At 74.7% G+C, this 18,896-nt stretch carries 18 protein-coding genes; 16 read left to right on the forward strand and 2 right to left on the reverse strand.

The window, feature by feature from the left end; genetic code table 11:
• The first annotated feature begins 159 nt into the window (after positions 1–159).
• From ald to ACI79X_RS15255, 8 genes are all read left to right on the forward strand, one after another.
• Positions 160–1,263 (forward strand): alanine dehydrogenase, encoded by a 1,104-nt coding sequence (gene ald, locus ACI79X_RS15220; protein WP_457026252.1) that lies wholly within the window; start codon positions 160–162, stop codon positions 1,261–1,263.
• Positions 1,242–2,222 (forward strand): site-specific tyrosine recombinase XerD, encoded by a 981-nt coding sequence (locus ACI79X_RS15225; protein WP_457026253.1) that lies wholly within the window; start codon positions 1,242–1,244, stop codon positions 2,220–2,222. The genes ald and ACI79X_RS15225 overlap by 22 nt, the downstream gene beginning before the upstream one ends.
• Positions 2,223–2,421: 199 nt before the next feature.
• Positions 2,422–3,327: a ParA family protein gene (locus tag ACI79X_RS15230; RefSeq protein WP_457026254.1), complete on the forward strand. Its 906-nt coding sequence runs from the start codon at positions 2,422–2,424 to the stop codon at positions 3,325–3,327.
• Positions 3,324–3,836 (forward strand): hypothetical protein, encoded by a 513-nt coding sequence (locus tag ACI79X_RS15235; RefSeq protein ID WP_457026255.1) that lies wholly within the window; start codon positions 3,324–3,326, stop codon positions 3,834–3,836. The genes ACI79X_RS15230 and ACI79X_RS15235 overlap by 4 nt, the downstream gene beginning before the upstream one ends.
• Before the next feature lie 213 nt (positions 3,837–4,049).
• The gene (locus ACI79X_RS15240; protein ID WP_457026256.1) at positions 4,050–4,901 is read left to right on the forward strand and encodes a segregation and condensation protein A; all 852 of its coding nucleotides are present in this window, start codon (positions 4,050–4,052) and stop codon (positions 4,899–4,901) included.
• Positions 4,898–5,710: an SMC-Scp complex subunit ScpB gene (scpB, locus tag ACI79X_RS15245; protein ID WP_457026257.1), complete on the forward strand. Its 813-nt coding sequence runs from the start codon at positions 4,898–4,900 to the stop codon at positions 5,708–5,710. The genes ACI79X_RS15240 and scpB overlap by 4 nt, the downstream gene beginning before the upstream one ends.
• Positions 5,711–5,753: 43 nt before the next feature.
• Positions 5,754–6,173, forward strand: coding sequence for a hypothetical protein (locus tag ACI79X_RS15250; RefSeq protein ID WP_457026258.1), 420 nt, complete (start codon positions 5,754–5,756; stop codon positions 6,171–6,173).
• Between the two features lie 50 nt (positions 6,174–6,223).
• Positions 6,224–7,072, forward strand: coding sequence for a pseudouridine synthase (locus ACI79X_RS15255; RefSeq protein ID WP_457026259.1), 849 nt, complete (start codon positions 6,224–6,226; stop codon positions 7,070–7,072).
• Between the two features lie 86 nt (positions 7,073–7,158).
• Here ACI79X_RS15255 and ACI79X_RS15260 read toward each other — a convergent pair whose 3' ends face one another.
• Complete coding sequence (locus ACI79X_RS15260; protein WP_457026260.1) at positions 7,159–9,546, reverse strand: beta-xylosidase/alpha-l-arabinosidase; 2,388 nt, start codon at positions 9,544–9,546, stop codon at positions 7,159–7,161.
• Positions 9,547–9,610: 64 nt separating this feature from the next.
• The gene (locus tag ACI79X_RS15265) at positions 9,611–10,618 is read right to left on the reverse strand and encodes a LacI family DNA-binding transcriptional regulator (RefSeq protein ID WP_457026261.1); all 1,008 of its coding nucleotides are present in this window, start codon (positions 10,616–10,618) and stop codon (positions 9,611–9,613) included.
• 305 nt (positions 10,619–10,923) lie between these two features.
• Between ACI79X_RS15265 and ACI79X_RS15270 the strand changes: the two genes are divergently transcribed.
• The 8 genes from ACI79X_RS15270 to der all read left to right on the forward strand — a co-directional run bounded on the left by ACI79X_RS15270 (position 10,924) and on the right by der (position 18,750).
• Entirely contained in the window at positions 10,924–12,231 is a 1,308-nt protein-coding gene (locus ACI79X_RS15270) for an extracellular solute-binding protein (RefSeq protein WP_457026262.1), read from the forward strand.
• Positions 12,232–12,277: 46 nt separating this feature from the next.
• On the forward strand, positions 12,278–13,204 hold the full coding sequence (locus tag ACI79X_RS15275) for a carbohydrate ABC transporter permease (protein WP_457026263.1): 927 nt from the start codon (positions 12,278–12,280) through the stop codon (positions 13,202–13,204).
• 2 nt (positions 13,205–13,206) lie between these two features.
• Positions 13,207–14,109 (forward strand): carbohydrate ABC transporter permease, encoded by a 903-nt coding sequence (locus tag ACI79X_RS15280; RefSeq protein WP_457026264.1) that lies wholly within the window; start codon positions 13,207–13,209, stop codon positions 14,107–14,109.
• 12 nt (positions 14,110–14,121) lie between these two features.
• Entirely contained in the window at positions 14,122–15,195 is a 1,074-nt protein-coding gene (locus tag ACI79X_RS15285; protein WP_457026265.1) for an ABC transporter ATP-binding protein, read from the forward strand.
• Complete coding sequence (locus ACI79X_RS15290; RefSeq protein WP_457026266.1) at positions 15,192–16,106, forward strand: aldose 1-epimerase family protein; 915 nt, start codon at positions 15,192–15,194, stop codon at positions 16,104–16,106. The genes ACI79X_RS15285 and ACI79X_RS15290 overlap by 4 nt, the downstream gene beginning before the upstream one ends.
• 225 nt (positions 16,107–16,331) lie before the next feature.
• Positions 16,332–16,694: a chorismate mutase gene (aroH, locus tag ACI79X_RS15295; protein WP_457026267.1), complete on the forward strand. Its 363-nt coding sequence runs from the start codon at positions 16,332–16,334 to the stop codon at positions 16,692–16,694.
• A gap of 11 nt (positions 16,695–16,705) precedes the next feature.
• A complete protein-coding gene (gene cmk, locus ACI79X_RS15300) occupies positions 16,706–17,407 on the forward strand; it encodes a (d)CMP kinase (RefSeq protein WP_457026268.1) in 702 nt (233 codons plus the stop codon).
• Entirely contained in the window at positions 17,404–18,750 is a 1,347-nt protein-coding gene (der, locus tag ACI79X_RS15305) for a ribosome biogenesis GTPase Der (protein ID WP_457026269.1), read from the forward strand. The genes cmk and der overlap by 4 nt, the downstream gene beginning before the upstream one ends.
• Positions 18,751–18,896 lie beyond the last annotated feature (146 nt).

The raw sequence follows: 18,896 nt of genomic DNA on the forward strand, positions 1-18,896 counted from the left end.
CGGGGACTCGCGCCATCGTCGGCGCTGCGCGGACTGGCGGCAGCCCGGGCGCTGGCTAGGGTCCGATCTGGTTCCCCACCGGGAGCCACGTCACAGGCGCGGGACCGACGACCTCGGTCCGGCCGTCGCAGAACGGGAGCGGATCGCATGCACGTCGGGGTGCCTCGCGAGGTCAAGAACAGGGAGTACCGGGTCGCGCTGACCCCCGCCGGGGTCACCGAGCTGACCCGGGCCGGGCACACGGTGCTCGTCGAGCGGGGCGCCGGCGAGGGGAGCTCCATCCCCGACGCCGACTTCACCGCCGCCGGCGCGCGGATCGTCGGCAGCGCCGACGACGTCTGGGCCGACGCCGACCTGCTGCTCAAGGTCAAGGAGCCGATCGAGGAGGAGTACGGCCGGCTCCGCGCGGGACAGACGCTGTTCACCTACCTGCACCTCGCGGCGTCCAAGGCGTGCACCGACGCGCTCGTGGCCTCCGGCACGACCGCGATCGCCTACGAGACCGTGCAGACGGCGAACGGTGCGCTGCCGCTGCTCGCGCCGATGAGCGAGGTCGCCGGCCGGATGGCCCCGCAGGTGGGCGCGCACAGCCTCGAGCGGGCGCACGGCGGCCGCGGGGTGCTCCTCGGCGGGGTGTCGGGCGTCTACGCGGCGAAGGTCGTCGTCATCGGCGCCGGGGTGTCCGGGATGAACGCCGCCACGATCGCGCTGGGCATGCAGGCCGAGGTCGTCGTCCTCGACCGCGACGTCGACAAGCTGCGCGCGGCCGACGCCATCTACCGCGGGCACCTGCAGACGGTCGCCTCCAACTCCTACGAGGTCGAGCGGGCCGTCCTCGACGCCGACCTGGTGATCGGCGCCGTGCTCGTCCCCGGCGCCAAGGCGCCGACGCTGGTGAGCAACGAGCTGGTGTCGCGGATGAAGCCGGGCTCGGTGCTCGTGGACATCGCCGTCGACCAGGGCGGCTGCTTCGAGGACAGCCGGCCCACGACACACGACGAGCCGACCTTCCGCGTGCACGGGTCGGTGTTCTACTGCGTGGCGAACATGCCGGGCGCGGTCCCCAACACCTCCACCTACGCGCTGACCAACGTGACGCTGCCCTACGTCATGGCCCTGGCCGGGAAGGGCACGCGCGCGGCGGTCGCCGACGACCCGGCGCTGGCCCACGGGGTCAACGTCGTGGCCGGCGAGGTGGTGCTGCCGGAGGTCGCGGAGGCGCACGGCATGACCGCCGTGCCGTGGGAGGAGCTGCTGTCCTGACCGCCGTCCTGTCGCCCGGTCCCGACGTCGAGCGGGTGGTGTCCGGCTACCTCGACCACCTCACCGTCGAGCGCGGCCTGGCCGCCAACACCATCGCCTCCTACCGCCGCGACCTGCGCCGCTACACGCGTTTCCTCGCCGACGCCGGCGTGCGCGGGCTGGGGGAGGTGGCCGGGAGCGACGTCGCCGGCTTCCTCGCCGCGCTGCGCGCCGGGGACGACGAGCACCCGCCGCTGTCGGCCACCTCCGCGGCGCGCGCCGTCGTCGCCGTCCGCGGGCTGCACCGGTTCGCGCTGCTCGACGGGCTGGTCGCCGGCGACGTCGCCGCCGAGGTCCGCCCGCCGGCGCCCGCGCGGCGGCTGCCCAAGGCGGTGCCGGTGGAGGCGGTGGTGGCGCTCATCGAGGCGGCGGGCTCGGTCGAGGGGCCGCGCGGGCTGCGCGACCGGGCGCTGCTGGAGGTGCTCTACGGCACCGGGGCGCGCATCTCCGAGGCCGTGGGGCTCGCCGTCGACGACCTCGACCGCGGCCAGGCGGTGGTGCGGCTGGCGGGCAAGGGCGGCAAGGAGCGGATCGTGCCGGTGGGCAGCTACGCGCTGCGCGCCGTCGAGGAGTACCTGGTGCGGGCCCGCCCCGCCCTGGCCGCCGCCGGGAAGGGCGGCGTCCGGGGCGGGCGGCTGTTCCTCAACGCCCGCGGCGGCCCGCTGTCGCGGCAGAGCGCGTGGGCGATCCTGCGCTCGGCGGCCGAGCGCACCGGCGACGCGTCGCTGGCCGAGCACGTCTCCCCGCACACGCTGCGGCACTCCTTCGCCACCCACCTGCTCGACGGCGGCGCGGACGTGCGCGTGGTGCAGGAGCTGCTCGGCCACGCCTCGGTGACGACGACGCAGGTCTACACGCTCGTGACGGTCGACAAGCTGCGCGAGGTCTACGCGGGCAGCCACCCGCGGGCGCTGTCCTGACGACGACGGGGCACGTCGTTGGGCAGTTACTGCTCACCGCTACCCGCCGGTATCCGGAAACCTGGGCGACATCCGCCAGCGATCGGCGTGTCCCGTGGATCGCGGGTGTTGATCTCCCTACCGTCGTCCCCGGACCCGAGCGGACCGGGCCGGCCGACCGCGGCCGGCACCGCCGGGGAGCACGGAGGAAGGGCGACTCATGGCGATCCGAGGGGACGTGGCCGGTCAGGCTCTCGCACTCCCGGCCGACGGCGGCGAGATGGGGGCGGCCGCCTCGCGGCTGGACCCGGCCCGCGCACGTCAGCGCAAGCTGCCCGAGCCCCCGCCGCTGAAGCAGCACGGCCCGGCGCGCGTCATCGCGATGTGCAACCAGAAGGGCGGCGTCGGCAAGACGACCTCGACGATCAACCTGGGCGCCTCGCTGGTGGAGTACGGCCGCCGCGTGCTGCTGGTCGACCTCGACCCGCAGGGCGCGCTGTCGGTGGGCCTCGGCGTCCCCGCCCAGCAGCTCGACCGCACGATCTACAACGCCCTCATGGAGCGGCACACCACGCTGGCCGACGTCCGCGTGGGCACCGACGTGCCCGGCCTGGACCTGGTGCCGAGCAACATCGACCTGTCGGCCGCCGAGGTGCAGCTGGTCAGCGAGGTCGCCCGCGAGCAGACCCTGCTGCGCGCCCTGGACTCCGTGCGCGACGAGTACGACTACATCCTCATCGACTGCCAGCCCTCGCTGGGCCTGCTCACGGTCAACGCCCTGACCGCGGCGCACGGCGTGGTAATCCCGCTGGAGTGCGAGTTCTTCTCCCTGCGCGGCGTGGCCCTGCTCGTGGACACGATCGACAAGGTCAAGGAGCGGCTCAACCCGTCGCTGGAGATCGACGGCATCCTCGCCACGATGTACGACTCGCGGACCGTGCACTGCCGCGAGGTGTTCAGCCGGGTGGTCGAGGCGTTCGGCGACACCGTCTTCCAGACCGTCATCCAGCGCACCGTGCGGTTCCCGGAGACCACCGTCGCCGGCCAGCCGATCACCACCTGGGCGCCCACCTCGTCGGGTGCGGCCGCCTACCGCGACCTGGCGAAGGAGGTCATCTCCCTGTGACCCGCCGTCCCGTGCTCCCGGGCGCTGCGGAGCTGTTCCGGCGCACCGACACCCCGCCCGCGGCGGAGGTCACCGAGCTGCCCAGCCTCTCCTCGACCACGGCGTCCCCGGCGCTGCGCTCCACGCGCCGCCGTCCGGAGCCGGAGGCCGAGCCCGAGGTCGAGCAGCCCGCGGCGCCGCTGACGCTGGTCCCCGGCGGTGCGCCGGCCGACCCGCTGGCCGCCTACCGGGCGCCGGCGCCCGCCACGCTGCCCGCCACGGGCCCGCGCACCCGCGGCAAGGCCGCACGCGCGGCCGGCGCCGGGCGCGTCCGGCACGACGAGAAGATCACCGTCTACATCTCGGCCGAGGACCTGCTGGCGCTGGAGAGCGCCCGGCTGTCCCTGCGCGCCGAGCACGGCGTGGCCGCCGACCGCGGCCGGATCGTCCGCGAGGCGATCTCGGTGCTGCTGGCCGACCTGGCCGACAACGGCGAGGACTCGGTCCTCGTCCGCCGCCTCAAGGGCTGACGTCCCGCACACGGGGGGTGGCTCCCCGCCAGGGGCCATGAGCGCGACAGAGGCCCCTGAGGGGCCGATGGCGCGACGATGGCCCGCTCTGTCAGCTCTCGCGCGCGAGAGGCGGGACCGGGGGCCGGAAGTGCGCCTCCCGCGCGCGACAGGCGGTCCTGGAGGCGCGCGGGTGACCGGAACTGTCGGTGCCACCGGATAGCCTTGCGTTCCGTGAGCACGGCAACGCACGCGGTCGCAGCCGCGCCGGAGGTCGCCGACCCCGGCCGGTTCACCGTGCGGCTCACCAACTTCGAGGGCCCGTTCGACCTGCTGCTGCAGCTCATCGGCCGCCACCAGCTCGACGTCACCGAGATCGCGCTGTCGGTCGTCACCGACGACTTCATCGCCCACCTGCGGGCGCTCGGCGACGAGCTCGACCTCGACCAGGCCAGTGAGTTCCTCGTCGTCGCGGCCACCCTGCTCGACCTCAAGGCCGCCCGGCTGCTGCCCGCCGCGGAGGTGGACGACGAGGAGGACCTCGAGCTGCTCGAGGCCCGCGACCTGCTGTTCGCCCGGCTGCTGCAGTACCGCGCCTACAAGGAGGCCGCGGCGGTGCTGCGCGAGCGCGAGGGCGAGGGCGTGCGGCGCTTCCCCCGCTCCGCGCCGCTGGAGCCCCGGTTCGCGGGCCTGCTGCCCGAGGTGCTGCTCGGCGTCACCCCCGAGCGCTTCGCCGCGCTGGCCGCGGAGGCGCTCGCGCCCAAGGAGCCGCCGACCGTCGGCGTGACCCACCTGCACGCCCCGCCGGTCAGCGTCGCCGAGCAGCTGCTCGCCGTCCGCGCGGCCCTGCTCGGCGCCGGTCCGGTCAGCTTCCGGGCGCTCACCGTCGACTGCTCCTCCACGCTGGAGGTCGTGGCCCGCTTCCTCGCCCTGCTCGAGCTCTACCGCCAGCAGCGGGTCGTGTTCGACCAGCCCACCCCGCTCGGCGAGCTGCGCGTGCACTGGACCGGCCCGGCCACCGTCTCCGCCGTGTCCGACCTCGGGGGAGCGGGGGACGACCGCACCGACGAGCGGGTCGCCTCGTGACCGGGCCGCAGGACGAGCGCGGGCCGATCTCCTGGGAGGCGCTGGCCGCCGAGCTCGAGGCCACGCGGGAGGACGAGGCGGCCGCCGGCGCGGACCCGGACGTCTGGGACGCCGTCGCCGCCGAGCTGGCCGCGCGGGTGGCCGAGCGGCCCGCCCCGCCGGCCGGGGACGTGCCGCCCGTCCCCGACGAGCCGCTCGTGCTGCCCGGCATGCCCGAGCCGCCGGCGCCGGAGCCCGAGCCGGAACCCGAGGCCGACCTCGACGACGACGAGGTGCGCGGCGGCGTCGAGGCGCTGCTGTTCGTCGCCGAGGGCCCGGTCGAGGAGGAGGCGCTGGCCGCGACGCTGCGGGTCGGCGTGCCCCGGGTGCGGGCGGCGCTGGCCGAGCTCGCCGGGGGCTACGACGCCCGGCGCGCCGGGATCGCGCTGCGCCGCGCGGGGGAGGGCTGGCGCCTCTACACCCGCGAGGAGTTCGCGCCCGTGGTCGAGCGCTCGCTCACCGGCGGCGGGCGCAGCCGGCTCACCCAGGCGGCGCTGGAGACCCTCGCCGTCATCGCCTACCGGCAGCCGGTCACCCGGGCGCGGATCTCGGCGATCCGCGGCGTCGGCGTCGACGGCGTCATGCGCACCCTGCTCACCCGCGGCCTGGTCATCGAGGTCGGCACCGACCCGGACAGCGGCGGCGGGCTCTACGGCACGACGCCGCTGTTCCTCGAGCGGATGGGCCTCACCGGCCTGCACGAGCTGCCGCCGCTGGCCCCGCTGCTGCCCGACGCCACCGCGCTCGCCCGGGAGCAGCAGGAGGGCTGAGGCCGCCGGTGGCACCGGGTGCCGCCCTCGTTACCGTCGGCTCATGAGCTCCCGCCGCACCGCCCGCGCGCTCGTCGCCTCCCTCGCCGTCCCCGCCCTGCTGCTCACCGGCTGCGGCGCCTCGGAGGACGAGCAGCGCCTCGAGGCCTTCTGCGAGCAGGTGCCCGACCTGCTGTCGGACATCACCGACGACGTCAACGCCGTCTACTCCGACCCGCAGAGCGCGCCCGACGTGCTCAACGAGGCCGTCGGCAAGCTCGAGGAGGTCCGGCCGCCGGCCGACGCCGAGGAGGTCTGGGGCGACCTGGTGAGCTCCTGGCGGGCCTTCACCGACCTCATCGAGTCGGCCGACCTGAGCGACCCGTCGGCCAACACCGACCTCGCCGAGGAGGCCACCCGGCTGCAGGGCGACCTCGTGTCCGCCGGTGAGGCCGTCGACACCTTCGGCCAGGAGAACTGCTGACCCCTCCGGCGCCGGCCGCGGCCGCGGGCCGGGGTGGGAGGATGGAGGGGATGGACACCGCACCGCATCCCGACGACCTGCCCGCCACCCCCGGCGGGGAGGGCTGGTCGGAGGACATGGAGCTCGCCCCCGCCCACCCCGGCGACCGCGAGCCCGCCGCCGCACCCGACGAGCGCGAGGGGGAGCGGCTGCAGAAGGTGCTCGCCCGCGCCGGCGTCGGCTCCCGCCGCGTCTGCGAGGACATGATCGACGCCGGCCGCATCAGCGTGAACGGCTCGGTCGTGCGCGTGCAGGGCATGCGGGTCGACCCGGCCACCGACAAGATCTCCGTCGACGGGCAGCGCATCGAACTGCGCGACGACCGGGTCACCTACGCGCTCAACAAGCCCTTCGGCGTCATCACCGCGATGAGCGACGACCGCGACCGGCCCACCGTGGGCGACATGATCGGCGACCTCGCGCCGGGCCTGGTGCACGTCGGCCGGCTCGACCAGGACACCGAGGGCCTGCTGATCGTCACCAACGACGGCGAGCTCGCCCACCGGCTGGCCCACCCGAGCTACGGCGTGAAGAAGACCTACCTCGCGCAGGTGTCGGGCTCGGTCGGCCGCGACCTGCACCGGAAGCTGCGCGCCGGCATCGACCTCGACGACGGCCCGGTGAAGGTCGACTCGTTCCGCGTGGTCGACACCCACGCCGGCCAGTCGGTCGTGGAGGTCGTGCTGCACGAGGGCCGCAAGCACATCGTGCGCCGGCTGCTGGCCGCCGTCGGCCTGCCGGTCTCCCGGCTCACCCGCACCGCCGTCGGCCCCATCTCGCTGCAGCGCATGCGCACCGGCTCGATCCGCCGGCTCAGCCGCGCCGAGGTCGGGGCGCTCGAGGAGCTCGTCGGGCTCTAGGAGCCGCGGGCCCGCGGGGTCGCGGGCCCCGAGCAGGGCACCCCGCCCCGGCCGGTGCGCGGCCGGGGCGGGGGAGCAGGGCCCGCTCAGCGGGGCAGGGACTCCCGCAGCGGCGCGGCCGTCGTCGTCACCGTGACCGGGGTGCTGAGCACCCGGTCGGCGCCGACGACGCGGTCGGGACCGGTCAGCGGCACGGTCGCCCGCAGCCGCAGGTCCTCGCTGGAGGCGCCGACGGCGAGGACGACGTCGCCGGCCTCCACCACGCGGCGCAGGTCGCGGCCGGTGAAGGACGCCCGGTCGGCGTGCAGCCGGAACGACACCCGCGCCGACGCCCCGGCCGGCAGCTCCACCCGGGCGAACCCGACGAGCCGGCGCAGCGGCTGCACGGTGCTCGCCACCGGGTCGGACAGGTACAGCTGGACCACCTCGGCGCCGTCGCGGGCGCCGGTGTTGCGGACCGTGCAGGAGACCGTCAGCTCGCCGTCGGTGGCCCAGGTGTCGCCCGAGAGCTCCAGGCCCGAGTACTCGACGGTCGTGTAGCCCAGGCCGTGCCCGAAGGGCCACAGCGGCGTCGGGTCGGCCGAGCTGATCCCGCCGGCCCGGCCCAGCGTCGGGGCGAGGTAGGTGGCCGGCGACCCGCCGGGGCCGCGCGGCACCGACACCGGCAGCCGGCCCGAGGGCGACACCCGGCCGCTGAGCACGCCCGCGACCGCACCGGCGCCCTCCTCGCCCGGGAAGAAGGCCTGCACGACGGCCGCGGCCCGGCCGGCGACCGCGCCCAGCGCGTAGGGCCGGCCGGTGAGCAGCACGACGACGACCGGGGTGCCGGTCTCCAGCAGCGCGTCGAGCAGCTCCTGCTGCACGCCGGGCAGCGCGAGGTCGGCGGCGTCGCAGCCCTCGCCGGAGGTGCCGCGGCCGAACAGGCCGGAGCTGTCGCCGACGACGGCCACGCAGACGTCGGCCCCTCGCGCGGCGCGCACGGCCTCGTCGATCCCGCTGCGGTCGGCCTCCTGCACCGGGCAGCCGAGGGCGGTGTCGACCGTCGCGTCGGGGAACTCGGCGCGCAGCGCGTCGAGCAGCGTGGGCACCTCCAGGCCCAGCGGCACGTCGGGGTGCTGGACGCCGACGTGGTTGGGGAAGGCGTAGCAGCCCATCAGGGACAGCACCTGGTCGGCGCACGGGCCGACGACGGCGAGGCGGCCCGGCGCGGCCAGCGGCAGGACGCCCGCGGGGTTGTCGAGCAGCACCACCGACCGCTCGGCGAGCACCCGGGCCAGCTCGCGCAGGTGCGGCGGGTCGAAGTCCAGCGCGCCGCCCTCGCGCAGCACCGGCGGCTCGGGGTCCCACCCGGCGTCGAGCAGGCCGAGCTCGCCCTTCTGCAGCAGCACCCGCTCCACGGCCCGGTCCACGAGCTCCACCGGCACCTCGCCCGAGCGCAGCCGCTCGAGCAGCGGCTCGCCGTAGCAGCGCACGGTGGGCAGCTCGATGTCGACGCCGGCGGCCAGCGCGAGCTGCGCGGCCTCGCCGGGGGAGCCGGCCACGTGCTGGGTGGTCTCGAGGAACGAGACGCCGAAGTAGTCCGCGACCACGACGCCGTCGAAGCCGAGCGTGTCGCGCAGCAGGTCGGTCAGCAGAGCCGGGTCGGCCGCGGGCGGCACGCCGTCGACGGCGGCGTAGGAGTGCATGACCGAGCGGGCGCCGCCCTCGCGCAGCGCCGTCTCGAACGGCGGCAGGACGACGTCGGCGAGCTCGCGCGGGCCGAGGCGCACCGGCGCGTGGTTGCGCCCGGCGCCGGAGCCGGCGTACCCGGCGAAGTGCTTGAGCGTGGCGACGATCCCGGCGCCCTCGAGGCCGCGCACGTAGGCGGTACCGAGCGCGGCGACCAGGTACGGGTCCTCGCCGATGGTCTCCTCGGTGCGACCCCAGCGGGCGTCCATGGTGACGTCGAGGACCGGCGCGAGACCCTGGTGCACGCCGATGGAGCGCATGAGCTCGCCGATGCCGGCGGCCATCCGCTGCACGGTGGCCGGGTCGAAGGTGGCGCCCCAGGCCAGCGGGGTCGGGAAGACGGTGGCCTGCCAGGCGGCTAGGCCGGTCAGGCACTCCTCGTGGGCGAGCGCCGGGATGCCCAGGCGCGAGCCCTCGACGATGCCGCGCTGGGTGGCCGCGAGCACCTTCGCGCCGGTGAGCGGCTCGACCGGCACGGTGCCGAACACGCGGGTGAGCTGACCGAGGCCCGGGCGGGTGAGCTCCTCCCACGGCGGCAGCGGCTCGGAGAACTCGTGCTGGTTGGGGGCGACGTCGGCGCCGCCGTCGGAGCCCTGGTCGATCGTCGTCCAGACGCCGTAGAGCTGGGCGACCTTCTCCTCGAGGGTCATCTGCGCCATCAGCTCGCGCACCCGCTCGGCCAGCGGCCGGGACGGGTCCCGCCAGTCGCCGGCGGGAGGTGCGTCGAGCAGGGAACGGTCGGTCACGCGGGGACTCCAGACGTGCGGGGAGGACGGCCGGGGCTGGTGCCGCCCGGCCGGGGAGGGGAGGTCAGGGCCGCCGGGCCGTGGAGGCGCGCGGCACGAGGGTGGTGGCCAGTTCGACGCGCTGGCTGGCGAGCTCCTGGCCGTTGATCAGCTCGAGCAGCATCCGGCCGGCCATGCGGCCCATGTCGACCAGCGGCTGGCGGACGGTGGTCAGGGGAGGGGAGGACCAGCGGGCCATCGGCAGGTCGTCGAAGCCGACGACGGAGAGGTCGTCGGGCACCGACAGGCCGGCCTGCCGCGCGGCCTCGAGGACGCCGAAGGCCTGCTCGTCGCTGCCGGCGAACACCGCCGTCGGCCGGTCGGGCAGCTCGAGCAGCTCGCGGGCCCGCTCGTAGCCGCCGTCGTGGTGGAAGTTGCCGTGCCGGACCAGCGCGGGGTCGGCCGGGATGCCCGCGCGGTCGAGCGCGGCGCGGTAGCCGTCGATGCGCGCCCGGCTGCACAGGTAGTCCTCGGGGCCGCCGATCACCGCGATCCGCCGGTGGCCGAGCTCGATCAGGTGCTCGGTGGCGGCCATCCCGCCCGACCAGTTGGTGGCCCCGACGCTGGGCACGTCGGGGCCCGGCATGTCGGCGGGGTCGATGACCACGACCGGCAGGTGCGAGCGGCCCAGCCGGCGCTGGTCGGCGGCGGTGATCCGGGAGGCGACGACGATGGCGCCGCGGCGGCCCCCGGCGATCAGCGAGCGCACCCAGTCCCCGCCCTGCGGCCGGGCGGCGAGGGAGTCGAGGACCATCTCCAGCCCGCTCTCGGTGATGCCGCGCAGCAGCTCCACCGCCCACGGGCTGTCCAGGGCGGTGAAGACGACGTCGACCAGCGGGCTCTCGGGCTCGGCGACCGCACGGCGGGCCTGCGGCACGTAGTCGTACTGGTCCAGCAGGGCGAGGACGCGCTGGCGGGTGGCGGGGGCGACGTCGGTCTTGCCGTTGACGACCTTGGAGACGGTGGGCAGGGAGACGCCGGCCGCGGCCGCGATGCTCGCGAGGGTGGGGCGGCCGGCCGTCTGCTCGGGCACTGTCCGTCCTCCGTCGGTTCGCTGGGGTCCAGCCTGCCGTGGGACGGGGGGCGGTACTCCGCCCACCCGGCGTCGGTGCCGGACGATCGTGGTCCGAGAAGCTATCGAAACATCTCCGAAACCGCCAGCCCCGTCTCGTCCGGGCAGGTCAGCCCGCGAGCCGGACCGGTGTGGCCGAATCGTGACCCACGACACGCGCCTGGACTCGCCACCCCGGCGTTGACACACCGGGTGACCTGCCTTACGTTTCCGCACCACCCCGAAACTTTCGGTTTTCAACGTCGAAACAGAAAGGCGGCCATGGGATGACATCCCGTCGTCTGACCCGAGGCACCGCAACTGCCGGCGCTCTCCTCCTCGCGGCGAGCCTGGTCGCCTGCGGCTCCTCCGGCCCTGCCGGCGGAGGCGGTGGCGGCGGCGACGCCGGCCAGGTCTGGGCCCTGCAGGACACGGTCCTCAACCCGATCGAGCAGGCCTCGATCGACCGCTTCAACGAGTCCTCCGAGGCCGGCGACTTCGAGCTGGCGACGTTCGGCAACGACCCGTACAAGCAGCGGCTGCGCACCGCGATCAACTCCCCGCAGGCCCCCGACCTGTTCTTCAACTGGGGCGGTGGCAACCTCAAGGAGTACGTCGACGCGGGCCGGATCGAGGACCTGACCCCGCTGCTCGACGAGAACCCCGAGCTGCGCGACGCGTTCCTGCCCAGCGTGCTGGCCGGCGCCGAGCTCGACGGCAGCGTCTACGGCCTGCCGATGCGCGGCATGCAGCCGGTCGTCCTCTTCTACAACAAGGACGTCCTCGACGCCGCGGGCGTCTCGGTCCCGACCACCTGGGACGAGATGCTGGCCGCCGTCGACGGCCTCAAGGCCGCGGGCGTCACCCCGATCGCGCTGGCCGGCAGCCAGGCCTGGACCGAGCTCATGTGGGCCGAGTACCTGCTCGACCGCGTCGGCGGCCCGGAGGTCTTCCAGAACATCCGCGACGGCGAGAACGGCGGCTGGCAGCAGCCCGAGGTCCTCGAGGCCATGGGCCTGCTGCAGGACCTCATCGAGCGCGGCGCGTTCGGCGAGGACTTCGCCTCCGTCGGCTACGACGTCGGTGGCGCCTCGACGATCCTCGCCCAGGGCGACGCCGGGTTCCACCTGATGGGCTCGTGGGAGTTCACCAACCAGCTCGGCCAGAGCCCCGACTTCGTCACCGGCGGTGGCCTCGGCTGGGCGCCGTTCCCGGCCGTGACCGGTGGCGCGGGCGACCCGTCGAACCTGGTGGGCAACGTGTCGAACTTCTACTCGCTGACCGCCGACTCCCCGAACCGCGAGGCGGCCGAGGAGTTCCTCACCACCGCGCTGACCGACGAGGAGTACATCTCCGACCTCATCGAGGCCGGTGACGTCCCGCCGGTGCAGGGTGTCCGTGAGCAGCTGCAGGAGACCGACAACGCCGAGTACTCGACCTTCATCTACGACCAGACGGTCGAGGCGGCCAACTTCCAGCTCTCCTGGGACCAGGACCTGAGCGCGGACGAGGCCACCGTGATGCTCGAGCAGCTGTCGCGCTTCTTCCTCGGCGAGATCGACGCGCAGGGCTTCGTCGACGCCCTGGCTGCCTGACCGGAACGGAGTACGACGGATCGTGGCCACACGAGGGTCGTCCGCGGTGACGACGCAGAAGCGTCCGGACGCGCCGGCGACACAGCAGCGGGCCTCCACGCCGGCGGCGCAGCAGCGTCCGTCCGCCTGGTACGCGGTGCCGGCAGTCGCCTTCTTCGGGCTGTTCGCCGTGGTGCCGATGGTGCTGGTCGTTTTCCTCAGCTTCACCGACTGGTCGGGCTTCGGGTTCCCCGAGCTCTCCGGGGCGGGCAACTGGAGCCGCCTGGTGGAGGACACCGAGGCGCGTGACGCACTGGGGCTGACCCTCCTGTTCATGGTCCTGTCCTGGGTCGTCCAGACCCCGATCGCCATCCTGATCGGGGTCTGGGCGGCCGGGCGGCAGCGCAACCGCGCCGTCCTCAGCTCGCTGTTCTTCCTGCCGCTCCTGCTGTCGACGGCGGCGATCGCGCTGCTGTGGCGCTCGGTGCTCGACCCGAACTTCGGCGTCACCCAGTCGCTGCCGCTGCTGGACCGGTTCAACTTCCTCGGCGACACCGACGTCGTCGTCTACACGGTGGTCTTCGTGATCGCCTGGCAGTACATCCCGTTCCACACGCTGCTGTTCCAGGCCGCGGCCCGCGGGATCCCGGCCAGCCTCTACGAGGCGGCCACCATCGACGGCGCCGGCCGCTACCGGCAGTTCTTCACGATCACGCTGCCGCTGCTCAAGTACACGATCGTCACCTCGACGGTGCTGCAGCTGGTCGGGTCGTTCACGACCTTCGACACGATCCTCATCCTCACCGGCGGCGGTCCCGGGGACGCCACCCGCATCGCGCCGCTGTACATGTACATCCGCGGGTTCAGCGGCTTCGAGTTCGGCTACGCCAGCGCGATCGCCACGCTGCTGCTCGTCCTGGGCGCGGGCCTCTCGCTCGTCGTCACCCGGGCGACCGGCTTCCGCAGCATGCAGAGCCAGCAGGAAGGGGCCTGACCGTGGCCACCACCGCAGCCCTGGCCGAGCCGGGCGCCGTGCCCCCGGCCGCCCCGCGGCGCGTCCGGCGCGGCCGCCCCGCCGGCCGGCGTGAGAAGCCGAACTGGCTGGCCGGCGTCCTGGCCACGATCTGGCTGGTCATCGTCGCCGTCCCGCTGTACTACCTGGTCTCGGCCAGCCTGCGCACCCGCCAGGACTACCTGAGCACCAGCCCGCTGACCCCCACCGGCGAGCCGACGGGGGAGAACTACTCCACCGTGCTGGAGGGCGGGTTCGCGCAGTACCTGCTCAACAACGTGATCGTCACGGTCGCGACGGTCGCCATCGTGGTCGCGGTGACCGTGCCGGCGGCCTACACGGTGGCCCGCAACGCCGGCCGCACCGTGCAGCGGATCTTCTCGGTCATGCTCATCGGTCTGGCCATCCCGGCGCAGGCGACGATCATCCCGGTGTACCTGCTCATCACCCAGATGCGCCTGTACGACACCCTGCTGGCGATCATCCTGCCGACGGCGGCCTTCGCCCTGCCGGTGGCGCTGCTGGTGATGACCAACAGCCTCCGCGACATCCCCGCCGAGCTCTACGAGGCGCAGACCCTCGACGGCGCCGGCCCGCTGGCGGTGCTGCGCCACCTGGTGCTGCCGCTGGCCAAGCCCGCGATCACCACGGTGGCGGTGTTCACCGCGCTGAACGCGTGGAACGGCTTCCTCTTCCCGCTCGTCCTCACCCAGTCCCGCGACACCCGGGTGCTGACGCTGGGCCTCTGGGACTTCCAGGGCCAGTTCGGCACCAACGTCCCGGGCCTGCTGGCGGCGGTCACACTGTCCGTCGTCCCCATCTTCGTCCTGTACCTCGTGGGCCGCCGCTACCTGCTCAGCGGACTCACCGCCGGTTTCGGCAAGTAGAGAGGAACCGTCTTGGCCACCGTCACCTACGACGCGGCGACCCGGGTCTACGCCGGCGCGGACCGCCCGGCGGTCGACGCCCTCGACCTCGAGGTCGCCGACGGCGAGTTCCTCGTCCTCGTCGGCCCCTCCGGCTGCGGCAAGTCCACGTCGCTGCGCATGCTCGCCGGCCTCGAGGACGTCGACGGCGGGCGCATCCTCATCGGCGACCGCGACGTCACCGGCGTCGCCGCCAAGGACCGCGACATCGCCATGGTCTTCCAGAACTACGCGCTCTACCCGCACATGACCGTCGCGGAGAACATGGGCTTCGCCCTGAAGATGGCCCGCGTCGGCAAGGCCGAGACGGCCGAGCGGGTGCGCGAGGCCGCCCGCCTGCTCGACCTCGAGCAGTACCTCGACCGGCGGCCCAAGGCGCTCTCCGGCGGCCAGCGGCAGCGCGTGGCCATGGGCCGGGCGATCGTCCGCCAGCCGCAGGTCTTCCTCATGGACGAGCCGCTGTCCAACCTCGACGCCAAGCTGCGCGTGCAGACCCGCACCCAGATCGCCTCGCTGCAGCGCCGCCTGGGCATCACCACGGTCTACGTCACCCACGACCAGACCGAGGCCATGACCATGGGCGACCGCGTCGCGGTGCTCAAGGACGGCGTCCTCATGCAGGTGGGCCGGCCCCGCGACCTCTACGACCGGCCGCGCAACGTCTTCGTCGCCGGGTTCATCGGCTCGCCCGCCATGAACCTGCTGACCCTGCCCGTCGCCGACGGCGGCGTGCGGCTGGGCGGCGAGGTGCACCCGGTGGAGCGCGCCGTCCTCGGCGAGGCGCACGCGCCGTCGGTCGTGCTCGGCGTCCGCCCCGAGGACCTCGAGGTCACCGGGTCGGGCCTGCCGGTGGAGGTCGAGGTGGTCGAGGAGCTCGGCGCCGACGCCTACGTCTACGGCACCGCGCTCGCCGGCGAGGAGCGCCACCCGGTCACCGTGCGCGTCGACGGCCGCCGTCCCCCGATGAAGGGCGACCGGATCGCGGTCACCCCGCGGGTCGGCCACGTGCACCTGTTCTCCACGGTGGACGGCGAGCGCCTCGGGTGAGCGTGCTCCCCAGCGGCGAGCAGCACGTCCTGCGCAGCGGGGACGCGGAGGCCGTCGTCGTCGAGGTCGGCGGCGGCCTGCGCACCTACACCGCCGCCGGCCGGTCGGTCCTCGACGGGTACTCCGAGCGGGAGGTCGCGCCGGACGTGCGCGGGCACGTGCTCGCGCCCTGGCCCAACCGGCTGCGCGACGGCGTCTACACCTGGGACGGCGCCGAGCACGTCACCCCGGTCACCGAGCGCGCGCTCGGCACGGCCATCCACGGGCTGGTGCGCTTCGTCGCGTGGCGGGTGCTCGCCCGCTCGGCGGACTCCGTGGTGCTCGAGCACCTCCTGCACCCGCAGCCGGGCTACCCGTTCGCGCTGCGCCTGCAGGTGGGTTACGAGCTGTCGGCCGACGGGCTCCGCGTGACGACGACGGCGACCAACGAGGGCGACGCCGACGCGCCCTACGGCGAGGGCCACCACCCCTACCTGGCCGCGCCCGCGGGCCTGCGGGTCGACGACTGCACGCTGGTCCTCCCGGCCGCCACGCGGGTGCTCACCGATGACCGGCTGCTGCCCGTGGGCACCGAGTCGGTGCACGAGACGCCGTTCGACCTGCGCGCCGGCCGGGTGCTCGGCGGCCTGCGGATCGACGACTGCTTCACCGACCTCGCCCGGGAGGCCGACGGCACGGCCGAGGTGCGGTTCACCGGGCCCGACGGGCACGGCGCCGCCGTGTGGATGGACGCCTCGTACACGCACGTGCAGGTCTTCACCGGCGACGTCGTCGAGCCGGCCTCGCGGCGCCGGTACGGCCTGGCCGTGGAGCCGATGACCTGCGCGCCCGACGCGCTGCGCACCGGCGGGGTCCGCCGGCTCGCGCCGGGGGAGTCGGTCACCGGCACCTGGGGCATCCGCCCGCTCTGACCCCGACGGCACAGCTCGTGGTGCCGCACGTCCCACGAGCCGTTATCCCGAACTCGGCCGCCCCACCGAGGTCGGCCCTCCGCGCGCGGAGGCGGCAAGAGGGGCCTTCGTAGCGCTATCGGCCCGTACGGGCCGGCGGACGGCGGGGAGGCGGGTGGCGCGCCGCACCTAGACTCGACCGGGCACCCCAGATCCGGGAGCCGGTACCGATCGAGGAGGGTGCACGTGGCCGTACGGGCCATCCGGGGCGCGACACAGGTGGACGCCGACGACCGCGACCAGGTGCTCGAGGCCACCCGGGAGCTGGTGAGCGAGGTGGTCGACCGCAACGGCCTCGACCACGCCGACATCATCAGCATCCTGTTCACCGCCACCCCCGACCTCGTGTCGGAGTTCCCGGCGCTGGCCGCGCGGGAGCTGGGCATGGGCGACGTCCCGCTGATGTGCGCCACGGAGATCGCCGTGCCGCACGCGCTGCCGCGGGTGCTGCGGCTCATGGCGCACGTCGAGACGCCGAGGGAGCGCGCCGACATCCAGCACGTGTACCTGCGGGGTGCCGTGGCGCTGCGACGGGACATCGCCCAGTGAGCGGGAGCCCCGTGAGCGCCGCACGCTTCGCCGGCCAGGTCACCCTCGACGGGCCCTCGGGCACGGGCAAGAGCAGCGTCGCGCGCGCCGCCGCCACCCGACTGGGCGCGGCCTACCTCGACACCGGCGCCATGTACCGCGCCGCCACGGTGGCCGTGCTCGACGCCGGGGTCGACCCCGAGGACGCCGAGGCGGTGGCCCGAGTGGTGGCCGCGGCCCGCATCGAGGTGGGGACGACGGCGGAGACCGAGCGGGTGGAGGTCGACGGCACCGATGTCGCCGAGCGCATCCGCGGCGCCGAGGTCACCCGCACCGTGTCCGCGGTGTCGGCGGTGCCCGCCGTGCGCCGTCAGCTGGTCGACCAGCAGCGGAGCCTGGTGGCCGCGGCCGACGCCGTCGTCGTCGAGGGGCGCGACATCGGCACGGTCGTGCTGCCCGACGCCACCGTGAAGATCTACCTGACCGCCGCGCCGGAGGCGCGCGCCGAGCGGCGCGCGGCCCAGCTCGGCCTGACCACCCCGGAGGAGGTCGCCGCGCTCGCGGCCGACCTGCGCCGCCGGGACGAGTACGACAGCAGCCGCGCGGACAGCCCGCTGCGGCCCGCCGCGGACGCGGTGGTCGTGGACAGCACCGACCTCGACCGCGAGGCCGTCGTCGACCGGGTGGTCGACCTCGCGCTCGCGGCGGCCGGTGCACGAGGAGTGGACGCATGAGCGAGGAGGGCACCGGCGGTCCGCTGCCGGTGGTGGCGATCGTCGGTCGGCCGAACGTGGGCAAGTCGACGCTGGTGAACCGCGTGCTGGGACGGCGCGCGGCGGTGGTGCAGGACGTCCCGGGCGTGACCCGCGACCGCATCTCCTACGAGGCGCTGTGGAACGGGCGGCGGTTCACCGTCACCGACACCGGCGGCTGGGACCCCAAGGCCGAGGGTCTGGGCGCGTCGATCAGCCGGCAGGCGGAGTTCGCGATGCGCACCGCCGACGTGATCGTGTTCGTCGTCGACAGCCAGGTGGGCGCCACCGACACCGACCTGGCCGCCGCGCGCATCCTGCGCCGCAGCGACCGGCCGGTGATCGTGGTGGCCAACAAGGTCGACGACGAGCGCAGCGAGGCCAACGCCGCCGAGCTGTGGTCGCTGGGCCTGGGCGAGCCGCAGCCGGTGAGCGCGCTGCACGGGCGGGGGAGCGGCGACCTGCTCGACCTGGTCCTCGACGCGCTGCCCGAGGCGCCGCGCGAGCAGCCCGAGGAGGGCGGCCCGCGCCGCGTGGCGCTGGTCGGGCGGCCGAACGTGGGCAAGTCGAGCCTGCTCAACCGGCTGGCCAAGGAGGAGCGCTCGGTCGTCGACTCGGTGGCGGGCACGACCGTCGACCCGGTGGACTCGATCATCACCCTCGGCGGCGAGGAGTGGCGGTTCGTCGACACCGCAGGCCTGCGCCGCAAGGTGAACACCGCCAGCGGCATGGAGTACTACGCCAGCCTGCGCACCGAGGCCGCGATCCAGGCCGCCGAGGTCGCCGTCGTGCTGCTGGCCGCCGACGAGGTCATCAGCGAGCAGGACCAGCGGGTGATCACCCAGGTGATCGAGGCCGGGCGCGCGCTGGTCATCGCCTTCAACAAGTGGGACGCGATCGACGAGGACCGCCACGCCCAGCTCGAGCGCGAGATCGAGCGCGACCTGTCGCGCATCAAGTGGGCCAGCCGGGTGAACATCTCGGCGGCGAGCGGCCGCGGCGTCGGCAAGCTCGCCGACCACCTGCGGGCCGCGCTGGCGTCGTGGGAGACCCGGGTGCCGACGGCGGAGCTCAACGCCTACGTGCGCCAGCTGGTCATGGAGACGCCGCCGCCGGCCCGCGGCGGCCGCGCCCCGAAGATCAAGTACGTGACGCAGGCCGACGTCCGCCCGCCGCGGTTCGTCGTCTTCTCCACCGGCTTCCTCGAGGCCGGCTACCGCCGGTTCCTCGAGCGCAAGCTGCGCGAGCGGTTCGGCTTCCACGGCACGCCGATCGACATCTCGGTGAAGGTCCGCGAGGGCCGCGGGACCGACAAGCGGGGCTGAGCCGGCCCGGGCGGTCCGCGGCGCGTCGTCGCCCGCCGACCGCCGGGGGCGACCGGCCGCGCCGCCGCGCGCGGCCTGCGGACGATCCTCACAGGGACCTCGCAGGCACCTCACAGCAGGAGTCCACCACCCCGATCCGGAGCGGA

It is taken from the genome of Geodermatophilus sp. SYSU D01119 (genome assembly GCF_054049975.1).

Excerpts from the sequence above, each read along its gene's own strand:
- ACI79X_RS15230 (WP_457026254.1), top strand. The coding sequence starts at position 2,422 with ATGGCGATCCGAGGGGACGTGGCCGGTCAGGCTCTCGCACTCCCGGCC.
- ACI79X_RS15250 (WP_457026258.1), top strand. The coding sequence starts at position 5,754 with ATGAGCTCCCGCCGCACCGCCCGCGCGCTCGTCGCCTCCCTCGCCGTC.
- ACI79X_RS15255 (WP_457026259.1), top strand. The coding sequence starts at position 6,224 with ATGGACACCGCACCGCATCCCGACGACCTGCCCGCCACCCCCGGCGGG.
- ACI79X_RS15270 (WP_457026262.1), top strand. The coding sequence starts at position 10,924 with ATGACATCCCGTCGTCTGACCCGAGGCACCGCAACTGCCGGCGCTCTC.
- der (WP_457026269.1), top strand. The coding sequence starts at position 17,404 with ATGAGCGAGGAGGGCACCGGCGGTCCGCTGCCGGTGGTGGCGATCGTC.